The sequence below is a fragment of the Polynucleobacter sp. MG-27-Goln-C1 genome (assembly GCF_018881905.1).
Classification (GTDB): domain Bacteria; phylum Pseudomonadota; class Gammaproteobacteria; order Burkholderiales; family Burkholderiaceae; genus Polynucleobacter.
The window spans coordinates 484,214-499,209 of sequence record NZ_JACVPM010000002.1; the positions used below are offsets into that span (position 1 = coordinate 484,214).

Annotated in this window: 15 protein-coding genes; 10 read left to right on the forward strand and 5 right to left on the reverse strand. The window is 44.7% G+C overall.

Going from position 1 to position 14,996, the window contains the following annotated elements:
• Positions 1-81: 81 nt before the first annotated feature.
• The 5 genes from mnmE to rpmH form a co-directional block, all read right to left on the reverse strand.
• A complete protein-coding gene (gene mnmE, locus ICN14_RS06500; RefSeq protein ID WP_216225948.1) occupies positions 82-1,461 on the reverse strand; it encodes a tRNA uridine-5-carboxymethylaminomethyl(34) synthesis GTPase MnmE in 1,380 nt (459 codons plus the stop codon).
• Between the two features lie 41 nt (positions 1,462-1,502).
• Positions 1,503-3,179: a membrane protein insertase YidC gene (yidC, locus tag ICN14_RS06505; RefSeq protein WP_216225692.1), complete on the reverse strand. Its 1,677-nt coding sequence runs from the start codon at positions 3,177-3,179 to the stop codon at positions 1,503-1,505.
• Positions 3,180-3,189: 10 nt separating this feature from the next.
• Positions 3,190-3,429: a membrane protein insertion efficiency factor YidD gene (gene yidD / locus ICN14_RS06510; protein ID WP_216225693.1), complete on the reverse strand. Its 240-nt coding sequence runs from the start codon at positions 3,427-3,429 to the stop codon at positions 3,190-3,192.
• A gap of 1 nt (position 3,430) precedes the next feature.
• A complete protein-coding gene (gene rnpA, locus ICN14_RS06515) occupies positions 3,431-3,679 on the reverse strand; it encodes a ribonuclease P protein component (protein WP_255535992.1) in 249 nt (82 codons plus the stop codon).
• Between the two features lie 77 nt (positions 3,680-3,756).
• Positions 3,757-3,891: a 50S ribosomal protein L34 gene (gene rpmH / locus ICN14_RS06520; RefSeq protein WP_011903922.1), complete on the reverse strand. Its 135-nt coding sequence runs from the start codon at positions 3,889-3,891 to the stop codon at positions 3,757-3,759.
• A 222-nt stretch (positions 3,892-4,113) separates the two neighbouring features.
• Between rpmH and dnaA the strand changes: the two genes are divergently transcribed.
• From dnaA to ICN14_RS06570, 10 genes are all read left to right on the forward strand, one after another.
• On the forward strand, positions 4,114-5,538 hold the full coding sequence (dnaA, locus tag ICN14_RS06525) for a chromosomal replication initiator protein DnaA (protein ID WP_216225695.1): 1,425 nt from the start codon (positions 4,114-4,116) through the stop codon (positions 5,536-5,538).
• A 264-nt stretch (positions 5,539-5,802) separates the two neighbouring features.
• The gene (gene dnaN, locus ICN14_RS06530; protein WP_216225696.1) at positions 5,803-6,918 is read left to right on the forward strand and encodes a DNA polymerase III subunit beta; all 1,116 of its coding nucleotides are present in this window, start codon (positions 5,803-5,805) and stop codon (positions 6,916-6,918) included.
• Between the two features lie 11 nt (positions 6,919-6,929).
• On the forward strand, positions 6,930-9,428 hold the full coding sequence (gyrB, locus tag ICN14_RS06535; RefSeq protein ID WP_216225697.1) for a DNA topoisomerase (ATP-hydrolyzing) subunit B: 2,499 nt from the start codon (positions 6,930-6,932) through the stop codon (positions 9,426-9,428).
• A gap of 5 nt (positions 9,429-9,433) precedes the next feature.
• Positions 9,434-9,928, forward strand: a complete 495-nt coding sequence (locus tag ICN14_RS06540; protein ID WP_216225698.1) for an SET domain-containing protein — start codon at positions 9,434-9,436, stop codon at positions 9,926-9,928.
• Positions 9,929-9,938: 10 nt separating this feature from the next.
• Entirely contained in the window at positions 9,939-10,163 is a 225-nt protein-coding gene (locus tag ICN14_RS06545; RefSeq protein ID WP_216225699.1) for a DUF3717 domain-containing protein, read from the forward strand.
• A gap of 95 nt (positions 10,164-10,258) precedes the next feature.
• The gene (locus ICN14_RS06550; protein WP_216225949.1) at positions 10,259-11,026 is read left to right on the forward strand and encodes an ABC transporter ATP-binding protein; all 768 of its coding nucleotides are present in this window, start codon (positions 10,259-10,261) and stop codon (positions 11,024-11,026) included.
• Positions 11,023-11,727: an ABC transporter ATP-binding protein gene (locus ICN14_RS06555; protein WP_216225700.1), complete on the forward strand. Its 705-nt coding sequence runs from the start codon at positions 11,023-11,025 to the stop codon at positions 11,725-11,727. The genes ICN14_RS06550 and ICN14_RS06555 overlap by 4 nt, the downstream gene beginning before the upstream one ends.
• Positions 11,728-11,749: 22 nt before the next feature.
• Entirely contained in the window at positions 11,750-12,973 is a 1,224-nt protein-coding gene (locus tag ICN14_RS06560; protein WP_216225701.1) for an ABC transporter substrate-binding protein, read from the forward strand.
• Between the two features lie 17 nt (positions 12,974-12,990).
• A complete protein-coding gene (locus ICN14_RS06565) occupies positions 12,991-13,911 on the forward strand; it encodes a branched-chain amino acid ABC transporter permease (protein ID WP_216225702.1) in 921 nt (306 codons plus the stop codon).
• Positions 13,912-14,841, forward strand: a complete 930-nt coding sequence (locus tag ICN14_RS06570) for a branched-chain amino acid ABC transporter permease (protein WP_216225703.1) — start codon at positions 13,912-13,914, stop codon at positions 14,839-14,841.
• Positions 14,842-14,996: the final 155 nt, after the last annotated feature.

Genomic DNA, 14,996 nt, shown 5'->3' on the forward strand with positions numbered 1-14,996 from the left:
TATGAAATGTAATATTTTTGATCGCACTATTTTAACATTTTGGCCATATTTTTAGGGCCTGGCCCACCAAGAGCAAACCCTTTACTTGCCAATACAAAATTGGCTAAAAATCTTGCCCAAAAGGTCGTCTGGGAGCAGTTTTCCAGTAATGTGCCCAAGCTGATCTTGCGCTAAACGGAGCTCTTCTGCAAACAACTCCAGTGATATGTTGCCATCTGCTGCGAATTGCTGAGATTTATCCAAATGACTAGCAGCCCTATCTAGACAATCCAAATGCCGTCTACGGGCCACAATTGCACCCTCCTGCGTGCCTCCCCAACCCACAGACTCTAATATTTTCTGTTTTAGCGCCTCGATTCCGTCACCCGTCTTCGCTGAAATTAGCAAGCAGGGGTTTCCATCCTGATTTAACGCAGATTTACTCAATAAGTCTGATTTATTGCGAACCTCTAAAACTGGGCACTTCGGTGGGAGCGCTTGCAATATTTGAGCTTTTAACTCTGAGGCTTCGGCGTTATTGTTTTTATCCGCAGAACTTGGGTCTTGCAGAAATATAACCAGATCGGCAGCTCGAATAGCCTCCCAAGACCTTTCAATGCCTTTTGCCTCAACAAGGTCACCGGTTTCTCGCAAACCTGCGGTATCAATGATGTGCATGGGCACCCCATTAATAGTGATGCTCTCCTTAACCCGATCTCTTGTAGTTCCAGCTATAGGCGTCACAATGGCCACCTCCTCGCCGGCCAGGCGATTCAGAAGAGAGCTTTTTCCAACATTAGGTGCGCCAGCCAAAACCAACTGGATGCCATCACGCAAAATTTTTCCTTGCTTTGCGCCCTCACGAAGCGCATGCAACTTTTCCATCACCGCACTAAGGCGCTCACGAGCCTGGGCATTCTCTAAAAACTCAATCTCCTCTTCAGGAAAGTCTAGAGTGGATTCAACCAAAATGCGTAATTGGGTAATTTCTTCGATCAAACTATTAATGTCGTTTGAAAAAGCTCCTTGCAATGAGCGCGCAGCACCTCGAACAGCCGCTTCACTTTGGGCGTCAATTAAATCTGCGATAGCCTCTGCTTGGGCTAAATCGATTTTGTTGTTGAGATAAGCACGTAAGGAAAATTCGCCAGGTTCCGCAATTACCAGGCCTTGATCTTTTCCCAGCTCAAGACAGCGCTTCATGACCAACTCTAAAAGTTGTGGTCCGCCATGGCATTGCAGCTCTAAGACGTCCTCACCAGTAAAGGAGGCGGGGGCAGCAAAATAAATGGCAATGAGTTGGTCAATAGACTCACCCCGGGCATCATGAAGTGTGAGCAGGTTGGCCTGACGGGGTGAGAGCGCCTTCTGAAATAAAGCTTCTGACAACGGCAAGAGCTGAGCTCCGCTTATACGAATGACGCCAACACCGGCTTTTCCTGGTGCGGTGGCAACCGCAATGATGGGCAACTTTCGAGTCATCATTGCGGGCACCCCTTATTCATCCTTAGGCAGCTAAAAATTTATTTAGCCGGCTTCTTTCCAAACATTTGATTGATCTGCCATTGTTGAGCAATCGATAGCAAGTTGTTAACTACCCAGTACAGAACCAAGCCCGCAGGGAAGAAGAAGAACATTACCGAGAACACTAGCGGCATATACATCATCACCTTTGCTTGAACTGGATCTGGTGGTGTTGGGTTTAGTTTGGTTTGCACAAACATAGAGGCTGCCATGATGATTGGCAAAATGTAATATGGGTCCGGAACTGATAGATCATGAATCCAACCAACCCATGGTGCATTGCGCATTTCTACTGAAGACAGTAGAACCCAGTACAAAGAAATAAATACCGGGATCTGAATGACCACAGGTAAGCAGCCGCCCAAAGGATTAATTTTTTCCTTGCGATACATCTCCATCATGGCTTGATTGAGTTTTTGTGGCTCACCCTTGTACTGCTCTTTCATAGCAAGCAAGCGCGGTTGAACTTCTTTCATACGTGCCATTGACTTATAGCTAGCAGCAGACAGAGGGAAGAACACCAACTTAATCAAGATGGTCAGCAAGATGATTGACCAACCCCAGTTACCAACATAAGCGTGAATATTTTCTAGCAACCAGAAAATAGGTTTAGCAAGAATGGTGAGGTAGCCATAGTCTTTCAACAAAGCAAACCCTGGAGCAATCGTTTCTAAAACACTTTCCTCTTGTGGGCCAACAAACAACCTTGCTTTTTCAACAACAGTTGTTCCTGGCGCAACTACACCCAAAGGAGTTTGCATACCAATGCGATAAAGGTTGTTATCAATTCTTCCCGCATAAATGTCACGCGCTGTCTTGTCGCCAGGAATCCAGGCGCTGGCAAAGTAGTGTTGAACCATAGCAATCCATGCAGGATCTCCAGCGGGCACTTGCGTAGGAATAGTAATTTTGTTTTTATCAATAGCCGTGAACTCCAGCTTATTGAATTTTTCTTTTTCGGTGTATGCAGCTGGACCAGTAAAGGTGCTTGCTGAGAATGCGCCATCAAAAGGTCCAATTTTTTGCTCTTGAGAAGCATCGCGCACAATCTCTGTGTACAGAACCAAGGGTGCCGCATTTGCATTACTTTGTGTAACGCGGTGCCCAACATCAATGATATAACTGCCTGGGCTTAAGATAAATGTCTTCTCTAGTTTTACGCCATTGCGCTCACTAGCCAGAACAATAAAAGGTTTTCCAGATCCATCTTTTCCAGACTGAACCAATTTAAAGGTGCTGGTGTGATTCGGTAGATCTGTATTACCCAAAGCAATTAAGCCGGAGCGTGCAAAATATTTATGGTTTGGTGCGTATTGAAATAGTTCAACCGGCTTCTTTTCTGCCGTCAGCTGCTTGGGTAATTTCGCATCAATGATGTTGGCGCCATTAGCGCTGATTTCTAAAATCAACACATCATTTTGTAATACAAACTTTTCTGATGTTTCGATTGCACCAGCAACAATAGCCGGCGCTTGATTCGGCGCTGGAATGCTTGGATTTTGTGCTGGGGATGGAATATCTACTTTACTTGCTTGAGCTTTTTCAGCCACAACAGCAGTGCTTGCAGGGTTTCCACCAAACATCGATGGCTTCCCTTCGTGAACCTGCCAGTTGTTGTACAACATCAGGCCCGACATTGAGAAGACTGCCCAAAGAATTGTTTTTTTAAAGTCCATTTGCATTCACTTAATGATGATGAGGTGTTGGTTTTACTGCGGGGTCATATCCCCCTTGTGACCATGGGTTGCAACGCAAAACACGCCACACCATTAGCCGAAAGCTTTTTAAAAATCCGTAATTTGCAAAACAATCGCACGCGTACTGAGAGCAAGAAGGCACAAACTTACAATGCATGCCAATAAAGGGGCTGAGTGCTATTTGATAGGCCCTCACAACCTTAACGGCCACTTTGTTTAATGGGCTCACGTTAAATCAACCCTGCAATTTGGGTGCGCAGAGTTTCTTTTTCTTTGTTTCTGAGTCTGCCGCGCGTCTCACGACCAATTGGCTTTTTCAACTTCACCACAACATCACTGTTGAGGTGTGTAGCTTGAGCGCCTCTAATCAATTCACGGATCATGCGCTTTAATTGGTTGCGATCTACTGCACGCTTAGCTAATTTTTTGGCGACCGCAACGCCTAAGTCTGGTTTAACGCCTTGATCCGGAGATGCCAAATACAAACCCCAATACAAACTTGTTTTGGGGCGTGTTTTTAGTAACTCAGAAATCCTGCCGCTATTCAACTGCTAAATTAAACAGCTAAACGTTTGCGGCCTTTAGCGCGGCGTGCGTTCAATACTGCGCGTCCACTCTTAGTTTTCATACGAATACGGAATCCGTGAGTGCGTTTACGACGTGTTACTGAGGGTTGGTATGTTCTTTTCATGATTCATCCTGCAAAACCCCGTATTTTCCTTGTTGCGCAGCAAAAGGTCAACCGTCGCGTAAGAATATATAGGTATTTTTCTCTATTTTATTCTGCTGTTTTTATTAAGTTATTGATTTATATGTGTTTTTAGCTTTTATACACAAGTTATCCACAGGTTTTCCACGTTTTTCTGGCTTGTGGATAACTTTATGGGATCGCTACAATGGATCCTCCAAAAATATGAGTAACTTACAGAATCCACCCACATTGAATTCACTTAGCCCACTGGGGTTTTGGGATGGCGCCCTAGGCGCGCTTGCTCGCGAGCTCTCCCCCCAACAATTTAAAACTTGGATTGCCCCATTAAGCTTGGTTTCTTATGATGAAAGTGAGCAATCACTCATCTTGGGAGCCCCAAACAGATTCAAGCTTGACTGGATAAAAAAGACTTTTTCTGACCGCTTTCAAGAGATGGCTGACCAGTATTTTGGCCATCCAATTACCTTAAGCTTCGTTCTTAATATTGAGGGATCAAGCAGCCAGACAATGCCGGCCGGTTCCCCCCAAGAAAAGTTTGAGCCTCAAGAGCCCGCAATTAGCTCAGATAGCGCCTCTACAGAGGAGCAGGCCTTTGAAATTGAAGATCACTCCAAATTAAACCCCAACCTTACTTTTGAGACTTTTGTAACCGGTAAGGCCAATCAATTGGCTAGGGCCGCCTCAATTCAGGTTGCCCACAACCCAGGCACCTCTTATAACCCCATGTTTTTGTATGGTGGGGTGGGGTTAGGTAAAACCCATTTAATACACGCAATTGGGAACCATCTTTTAAAAGAGAAGCCTAATGCCCGGATTCGATATATCCACGCCGAGCAGTATGTCTCCGACGTGGTTAGGGCTTACCAACAAAAGGCTTTTGATCGCTTTAAGCGCTACTACCACTCATTGGACCTGCTATTAATTGATGATATTCAGTTTTTTAGTGGCAAATCGCGGACACAAGAGGAGTTTTTCTATGCGTTTGAGGCGCTCCTCAGCAATAAAGCCCAAGTTATCATCACAAGTGATACCTACCCAAAAGAAATGGCTGGGATAGATGATCGCCTCATTTCCCGCTTTGATTCGGGTCTAACCGTTGCTATTGAACCCCCGGAACTTGAGATGCGGGTGGCGATTTTGATGAAGAAAGCTTTAAGTGAGGGCATCCCCATGAGTGAGGATGTGGCCTTCTTCGTAGCAAAACACCTTAGATCTAACGTGCGTGAGTTAGAGGGCGCTTTAAGGAAGATTTTGGCCTTTGTCCGCTTTCATGGCAAAGAGGTCACAATTGATGTGGCCCGTGTAGCCTTAAAAGACTTACTCTCAATACAAAATCGTCAAATTTCGGTTGAAAACATCCAAAAGGCGGTGGCAGATTTTTACAGCATCAAAGTTGCGGACATGTACTCCAAAAAACGTCCGGCAAACATTGCTCGCCCACGCCAAATTGCGATGTTTATGGCTAAAGAGCTTACCCAGAAAAGCCTCCCAGAGATTGGGGAGTTATTTGGTGGCCGAGATCACACCACCGTTTTACATGCCGTTCGAAAGATTGGTGAAGAGCGCTCCCATGATGGGCAACTCAATCACGAAATCCACGTTATCGAGCAAACCCTAAAGTCATAGGTTTTAGCCTGTGGATAAGGTTGTGGATAGATCAATGGATAAGTTTGGGGACAACATGTGGATAAATTGTGGAAAGCTCGCGCTTCATGCAAAAATAGGGTGTTGATTAAAAGTTATCCAATATTTATGCAGTGTTTATACAAAAGTTTTCCACAGGTTTTTTTGGTTTTAATGGGTTGTTTTATATACGGTTTTTGAGTTATCCACCGAAATAACGAGCCTTATTACTACTACTAATAAGATATATACAAGGATTTAAAAGCAATGCAACTAGTAAACACCTCACGTGACAGTTTGTTAAAACCTCTTCAGGTTGTTAGTGGCATTGTTGAACGTAGACATACCTTACCTATCTTGGCAAATTTATTGTTTAAGAAGCAGGGTGACAAAGTTTCTTTTATATCAACGGATATAGAAATTCAAATTACAACTAACGCTAGCTTTGGTGTTGGTGCTGAAGATGTAACAACTACAGTTGCCGCTAGAAAGTTGCTTGATATCCTGCGTGCGCTTCCAGAGGGGCCGGTGGCATTAAACCTTAAAGACAACAAGATGGTTGTTCAGAGTGGTAAGAGCCGCTTTTCTTTGCAAACTTTATCTGCGGCGGAATTCCCTGTAATGCAAAGCGTTGGTGAGGTAACTGCAAGCTGGAAGATGACTCAAAAGAGTTTTCGTCAACTGGTTAGTCAGGTTCACTTTGCAATGGCACAACAAGATATTCGCTACTACCTCAATGGCATGTTGTTGGTTGTTGAAGGTAAGCAGGTAATTGCCGTAGCTACCGATGGTCATCGTTTAGCCTATTCTCAGGTTGAGTTGGCTGAGGCTCCAGTGGGTTCCGGGCAAAGACAGGAAATCATCATTCCCCGTAAAACTATTCTCGAGTGCCAACATCTTCTTGAGGATTCAGATGAGATGTTGGAGATGAGTCTCACATCAAACCAAGTGAAATTTACTTTCGGAGACATCGAATTAATTTCAAAATTGGTAGAGGGTAAGTTCCCCGATTTTCAGAGAGTCATTCCAAAAGGTCATAAAAATTCATTAGTAGTTGGGCGTGATGTTTTGCAATCAGCTCTACAACGCGCTGCAATTTTGACAACCGATAAATTTAAAGGTGTACGCTTTTCTTTATCACCAAATCGAATCACCGTTCAATCAACTAATGCTGAGCAAGAAGAGGCTCAAGAAGAGATTGAAACTGAATATAGTAGTGATGTTGTTGAGATTGGCTTCAATGTAAGTTATTTGTTAGATGTTTTATCAAACTTGAAGAATGAAAAAATTCAAATTAGTTTGGGTGATGCCAATAGCAGCGCGGTGATTACTCTTCCTGGTTCAGAAGACTTCAAGTATGTTGTGATGCCAATGCGTATTTAATTTAGAAAAAAATGACTGAAGAAAAAAAAGTAGTAGAGCAGTACGGTGCATCATCGATCCAAATCCTAGAAGGTCTTGAGGCAGTTCGTAAGCGCCCGGGTATGTACATCGGAGACACCTCCGATGGCACAGGTCTGCACCACTTAGTTTTCGAGGTTTTAGATAACTCTATTGATGAGGCATTAGCAGGTTATTGCTCTGAGATTACTGTTGTCATTCAAACTGATAACTCCATCTCAATTGTTGATAACGGTCGTGGCGTTCCAACAGGCATTAAGTACGACGACAAGCATGAGCCAAAAAGAAGTGCGGCTGAGATCGTGATGACTGAGTTGCATGCTGGTGGTAAGTTTGACCAAAATAGTTATAAAGTTTCTGGTGGCTTACACGGAGTCGGTGTTAGTTGTGTAAACGCACTTTCAAAATGGTTGAGACTCACCATTCGTCGTGATGGCAAAGCCCATTACATGGAGTTTGCTCGTGGCGTGGTTCAGAATCGCAACATCCAAAAAGAAAATGGTGTTGATACATCACCAATTACCATTACTGGCGATACAACCCTAACTGGAACTGAAGTTCACTTTTTAGCGGACGAAGATATTTTTGGAAATGTAGAGTTTCATTATGAAATTCTTGTGAAGCGTATTCGTGAGCTTTCATTCCTAAATAATGGCGTTCATATTAAATTAATTGATCAGCGCTCCGGTCAAGAAGAGGATTTTGCTTTCTCTGGTGGTGTAAAAGGCTTTGTTGAATACATCAACCAAACAAAAAATGTTTTGCACCCTAATATTTTTTATGCTGAAGGTATTCGCCCGTCAGACTTAGGTGGCAATATTACCGCTGAAGTTTCTATGCAGTGGAATGATAGTTTTAGTGAGCAAGTACTTTGTTTTACTAACAACATTCCTCAACGAGATGGCGGAACCCATCTCACCGGCTTACGCGCAGCAATGACACGCGTCATTAATAAATATATTGATGAACATGAAGTCGCCAAGAAGGCAAAAGTAGAAATCTCTGGTGATGATATGCGCGAAGGCCTTGCCTGTGTGCTATCGGTTAAGGTGCCAGAGCCGAAGTTTTCAAGTCAAACAAAAGATAAATTGGTTTCCAGTGAGGTTCGTGGGCCAGTAGAAGAAATTGTTGCTGAGGCTTTGAGCGCCTACCTTCAAGAGCGTCCTGCTGATGCAAAAATCCTTTGCGGGAAAATTGTAGATGCCGCTCGTGCCCGCGAGGCTGCACGCAAAGCGCGTGATATGACTCGTCGTAAAGGTGTCCTGGACGGCTTAGGCCTTCCTGGAAAACTGGCAGACTGCCAAGAAAAAGATCCAACCAAATCTGAATTGTTTATTGTCGAGGGAGACTCCGCGGGAGGCTCTGCAAAACAGGGGCGTGATCGCCGTTTCCAGGCAATTCTTCCACTTAAGGGAAAAATCTTAAACGTGGAGAAGGCCCGCTTTGACAAAATGCTGGCTAGCCAAGAGGTTGTTACATTAATTACTGTGCTTGGTACAGGTATTGGGGCTGAAGAATATAAAGCCGATAAATTACGTTATCACCGCATCATCATCATGACCGACGCGGACGTTGACGGTAGTCACATCCGCACACTCTTACTCACCTTCTTCTATAGACAGATGCCTGAGTTAATTGAGCGCGGCCACATCTATATTGCTCAACCCCCTTTGTATAAGGTGAAGTTTGGTAAGAATGAGCAGTACATTAAAGATGATGCTGAACTAAACCAACTACTTTTAAAGATTGCCCTAGAGTCGGCATCACTTCAAACCCCTGCTGGTGAAATTATTGAGGGTGCGGCATTGGGTGAGTTGGCAAAGCATTACCAGGTTATTCAATCTATTGTTGATCGCCTCTCGCGCACCATTGATGAAGACGCCTTGCGTGCAATTGCTTCTGGCACTCAATTGAACTTAGATACCGAACAATCTGCTCAAGAGTCCGCTGGTCGCTTACGCATTGCTCTTGCCGATTCTTTAAATCCTCTAGCCTTGCCACCAGAAATTATTGTGCAAAAGGAAGAGCGCACTGATCGATTCAAGTTGCTACTCTCTCGCCGCATACATGGCAATTTGAAGTTATCTGCAATTAATTCTGACTTTGTTCATGGTGATGACTACCAAAGCTTGGCAAATGCAGCTGCGGTTTTATCTGGAAAAGTGTTGCCTGGCTCAAAAGTACGTCGCGGTGATCCAGATAAAAATCAAAAAGAACAAGCCATTCAAGATTTCAGGGCGGCCTTTGCTTGGTTGCTTTCTGAGGCAGAGCGCGTACTTAGCCGCCAGCGTTATAAGGGTCTTGGCGAGATGAACCCATCACAGTTGTGGGAAACCACGATGGATGCTGGTTCTCGCACCTTGCTTCAAGTCAAAATTGAGGATGCTATTGCTGCTGATCAAGTTTTCACCACCTTGATGGGTGATGAGGTTGAGCCGCGCCGCGCATTTATTGAGAAGAACGCCTTAATCGCCCGCAATTTGGATGTGTAAGACTAATGAGTAAGAAAAAATTAGTTGTACCAAAAATTGATCGATCCCGTATTGTTGTGAAGTCTTCACCAATTCATGGGAAGGGTGTTTTTGTGGCAAAGCCAATTAAAAAGGGCGATGCGATTATTGAATACAAAGGCGAGCGTATTAGCTGGAAGCTGGCTGAGAAGCGCCACCCTCATGATCCCAAGGACCCAAATCACACCTTCTATTTTTCTTTAGAAGACGGGCGTTGTATAGATGCCAAGTACGGCGGCAATGCTGCACGTTGGATTAACCACTCCTGTAAGCCTAGCTGCGAAACCCGAGAAGATAGTTTTGATGGTGAGCCCCGGGTATTTATTTATGCCAAACGTGATCTCAAACTGGGTGAAGAACTTTTTTACGACTACTCTCTTGATGTTGAGGGTCGCATTAGCAAGAAAATGAAAAAAGACTACGAGTGCCGTTGTGGTGCAAAAAATTGTCGTGGCACCATGCTGTCGCTTGATGATAAGTAGTTCTTAAAAAATGTTGTTTGTCAGCATTCAGGATCTAGAGGCTGCCATTAATTATTGGCGTAGCCAATCACCTGCGGTTGGTGAGGAGTTGCACTTGTGCCCAGAAGCTGCGGCGCTTGCGAAGCCCTATGCCCTCATGATTGTTCAGGGTGCCCAAAGGGTTCCCGTGGATGTTTTGGACGAGACGGCAAGATTGGCAATCCAAAACTTTTTCAAAAATACCAACACAAATTAAACAACACGCACTTTGTGTGTTTAGGGTTATCGCTATATTAGTAAGTGCCCTCTTAGGGTATTCTCAAACTCTTGCCCAAGGAAGGGTATGAGGATCTGAGTTTGCAAGAAATAATATTAAAAACAATTGGCCTTGGAAAAACTTTTAAAGGTTTTTCTGCGGTGAGTGATGTCAATTTAGATGTCACTCGTGGGACTATTCACGCCTTGATTGGGCCCAATGGGGCGGGCAAGACAACTTGTTTTAACCTCCTTACTAAATTCTTAGAGCCTAGCAGTGGCCAAATTCTATTTAATGGTTTTGATATCACCAAAGAAAAACCGGCACAAATTGCTCGGCGTGGTGTTGTTCGATCCTTTCAAATCTCTGCTGTTTTTCCGCATTTAACCGTCTTAGAAAACGTTCGTGTTGCACTGCAGCGTGGATTGGGTACAGAGTTCCATTTTTGGAAGTCTGGAGACTCGCTTAACGTGCTTAATGAACGCGCTGAGGCACTCTTATGTGAAGTTGGTTTGGCTGATTTTGCTCACGAAGAGACTTTAAATCTGGCCTATGGGCGTAAAAGAGCTTTAGAGATTGCCACCACTATGGCCATGGAGCCCGAGCTAATGTTGTTGGATGAGCCCACACAAGGTATGGGGCATGAAGACGTAGAGCGCGTTACTGAGCTAATTGATCGGGTGGCTAAGGGCCGCACGATTTTGATGGTTGAGCACAATATGAAGGTGGTTTCATCTATTGCCGACCGCATTACGGTATTGCAGCGTGGTTCAGTTTTGGCCGAAGGCTCCTATCAAGAGGTTTCAAACAACCCCCTGGTAGTCGAGGCTTATATGGGTAGTCACGGGGGTGACAACATATGAGCAATATAGCCTTAGAAGTTAAAAACCTTGAATCTTGGTATGGTGAGTCCCACATCCTCCACGGCGTCAACTTTTCTGTGCGTGATGGTGAGGTGGTTACTCTTTTGGGTCGCAACGGCGCTGGTCGTAGCACTATTTTAAAGACCATTTTGGGTTTAACCAGCAAAAGAACGGGCTCAGTAGAGATTTATGGTGCCCAAACTATTGCGATGCCAACTTACAGAATTGCGCGTCTCGGGGTTGGCTTCTGCCCGGAAGAACGCGGCATCTTTGCCAGTTTAAGCACTGAAGAAAATCTCATGTTGTTGCCAGAGATCGCCCCTGGTGGCATGGGTTTGGATGAGATTTACGAGATGTTCCCCAACCTTTATGAGCGACGCAATAGTCCTGGTACCAGGTTGTCGGGTGGTGAGCAGCAGATGCTCGCAATGGCACGCATTCTGAGAACGGGCGCAAAACTTTTATTGTTAGATGAGATTACTGAGGGTTTGGCGCCAGTGATCGTTCAAAAGCTGGGTGAGGTTGTGACAAGTTTGCGCAATAAAGGTTTCACGATTGTGTTGGTTGAGCAAAACTTCCGCTTTGCTGCGCCCTTGGCCGATCGTCATTATGTGGTTGAGCACGGCAATGTGGTGGAGGTTGTTAATCAAAATGAGCTTGCTGAAAAAGCCGGTTTATTAAATGAGTATCTTGGTGTTTAGTGGTTATCTATAGGAGACAAAAATGAAGTTAAAGCAAATTACCGCATGTCTGGTGGCGGCAACCTTTTTTGGTTCAAACCCGGCGTTTGCACAAACATCTAAAGTAAGTGGTGATGTAATCAAGATTGGTGTATTAACCGACCTATCGTCAACCTACTCTGACTTGGCTGGTCCTGGCGCTGTGATCGCGGCAAAAATGGCGATCGCTGACTTTTCAAAGGACGGCACTGTTATTGGCAAAAAGATTGAGCTGGTTAGTGCTGATCATCAAAACAAAGCAGATATTGCCGCAAACAAAGCGCGTGAGTGGTACGACAAAGATGGCGTTGATGTGATTGTTGAGTTGGTGTCCACCAACGTTGCCCTCGCTGTAATGGAAGTGGCAGAACAAAAAAATAAAATCACATTGGTATCTGGCGCAGCCTCTTTGCCAATTACCAACGAAAAATGTACTGCTAATAACGTACATTGGACTTACGATACCTATGCGCTTTCGAATGGAACGGCCAAGGCTGTTGTGAAGCAGGGCAAAAAGAATTGGTACTTCCTTACGGCTGACTATGCTTTCGGCGCTGCTCTGGAGAAAGATTCAACCAACGTTGTTACTGCAAACGGCGGTAAAGTATTGGGTACTAGTAAGCACCCATTCCCGAATAGCGATTTCTCTTCATATCTTCTAAAAGCGCAAGCTAGTGGTGCAGATGTTGTGGCATTGGCGAATGCTGGTCAAGATACGATTAATTCGGTGAAGCAGGCTTCAGAGTTTGGTATCAACAAAAAACAAACTGTAGTGCCTTTGCTGATGTTTATCTCCGATGTTCACTCTTTGGGTTTGAATGCTGCACAAGGTATGTACTTAACCGAAGGCTTCTACTGGGATAAAGATGATAAGACGCGCGCATTCTCTAAGCGCTTCATCTTGCAACATAAGCGTATGCCTACCAGTGTTCAAGCTGGCGTTTACTCATCTGTTCTTGCGTACTTAACTGCCGTACAAAAAGCGGGCACTGACGATACTCAAGCGGTAATGAAGGCGTTGAAGTCCACCAATATTGATGATGGATTGTTTAAAGGAAAAATTCGCGCTGATGGTAAGTTTGAGCACGACATGTATTTGCTTGAAGTGAAGAAGCCCGCTGACTCTAAGAGCCCATGGGATTATTACAACGTCAAGGCGGTGATTCCAGCTGCTGAGGCAACGCAACCACTTTCATTGTCACGATGCAAGCTGGTTACTAACAAGTAATTTATTTCTAGCTAAGTATGTTTGAACTTCTTGGAATTACCCCACAAGGGCTGGTTGCTCAGCTCTTGGTGGGGCTTATTAATGGCTCTTTCTATGCCATTTTGAGTTTGGGTCTGGCCATTATTTTTGGCCTACTCAACATCATCAATTTTTCGCATGGCGCCCAGTACACAATGGGTGCGTTTGTTGCATGGATTGGTCTCACACAAGTTGGCCAGTGGTTTGGTTTTCCTGAGTTTTCTATTAATTATTGGTTTGCATTAATTTTGGTGCCCTTAGTTATGGCGGGCTTTGGTTTGATTCTTGAGCGCACAATGCTTAGGCGCCTTTATCACCTAGATCACCTGTATGGCTTGTTATTAACTTTTGGTTTGGCTCTCATTATTGAGGGTATGTTCCGTCACTGGTATGGCATTTCTGGTGAGAGCTATCCAGCTCCTGAGTTATTACAGGGCGCAATCCCCTTGGAGTCGATTGGCATTATTTTGCCTAAGTACCGTTTGTGGGTAGTCGTTGCTTCCTTGGTGGTGTGTTTCTCCACATGGTATGTGATCGAACGAACAAAGCTGGGCGCTTATCTTCGTGCTGGTACTGAAAACCCAAAACTCCTTCAGGCGTTTGGCATCAATGTGCCGCTAATGATTTCTTTGGCCTATGCCTATGGCGTGGGCCTTGCTGGTTTTGCTGGCGTTTTAGCCGCACCGATTTTTCAAGTTAACCCATTGATGGGCTCCAACCTGATCATTGTGGTTTTCGCAGTTGTTGTGATTGGCGGCATGGGCTCCATCATGGGCTCCATATTGACTGGCCTGGCCTTAGGTTTGATCGAAGGCTTAACTAAAGTTTTTTATCCAGAAGCTTCTGGCGTGGTTATTTTTGTGATCATGGCAATTGTGTTGCTCATTCGTCCTGCTGGACTTTTCGGCCGGGAGAAATAAGTGAACTCAAAAACAAAACTGCTTTATGGCATTCTGGTTTTCATTGCCCTACTGCTTCCGTTTCAAGATTTTATCTATTTAGTTTTTGCAATGAAGGTGTTGTGCTTTGCGCTCTTCGCGTGCGCCTTTAATTTGTTATTGGGTTTTACAGGACTTCTTTCTTTTGGGCACGCAGCATTCTTTGGAACCTCCGCGTACATCACCGCCTATCTTTGTAAAGAGGCTGGCCTATCTCCTGAATTTGGAATTGTGTTGGGCGTTTTGGGTTCTGCCATTTTGGGATTTCTGATTGGTTCTTTAGCAATTCGTCGTCAAGGTATTTATTTTGCGATGGTGACGCTTGCACTCTCTCAAATGGTTTACTTCTTGGCAGTGCAACTCCCCTTCACGGGCGGCGAGGACGGCATTCAGGGTGTGCCACGCGGAATGTTATTTGGTTTGATTGATCTAAAAGATGACGTCAGCATGTATTACTTTGTGCTGGCAGTTTTCTTGCTTGGCTTTGCGTTAATCGTTCGCACTGTGCATTCCCCTTTCGGCCAAGTCTTAAAAGCCATTCGTGAAAACGAGCCGCGTGCAGTTTCTTTGGGTTATGACGTTGATCGTTTCAAACTGATCTCTTTTGTTATTTCAGCTGCGCTCGCGGGTCTTGCCGGTTCTTTGAAAACCCTCGTCTTCCAGTTAGCAACATTGACTGATGTTCATTGGCACATGTCTGGCGAGGTCGTTCTTATGACTTTGCTTGGTGGAATGGGAACCATCCTTGGCCCGGTAGTCGGCGCTGGCATTGTTGTTGGCTTGCAAAACTATTTGGCTAACATTGGCTCTTGGAGCACCATTGCAACCGGATTCATTTTTGTAATCTGTGTCTTGGCATTCCGTCGCGGAGTTGTTGGCGAAATCACTCACCTCTTCAAGAAGAAAAGTTGATTTAGTTTTTTCTTATTCGTTTTTAGTGCGGCGCTTCGGCGCCGTACTCATTTAAAGCCTTCCGCCATTCGTTCGTGATGTGCCGCCACTTCTCGGTGGTAGGCACTGTGAGGTTGTTTATCATCAACCATTCCTATCTATTTTTATAAAAACTC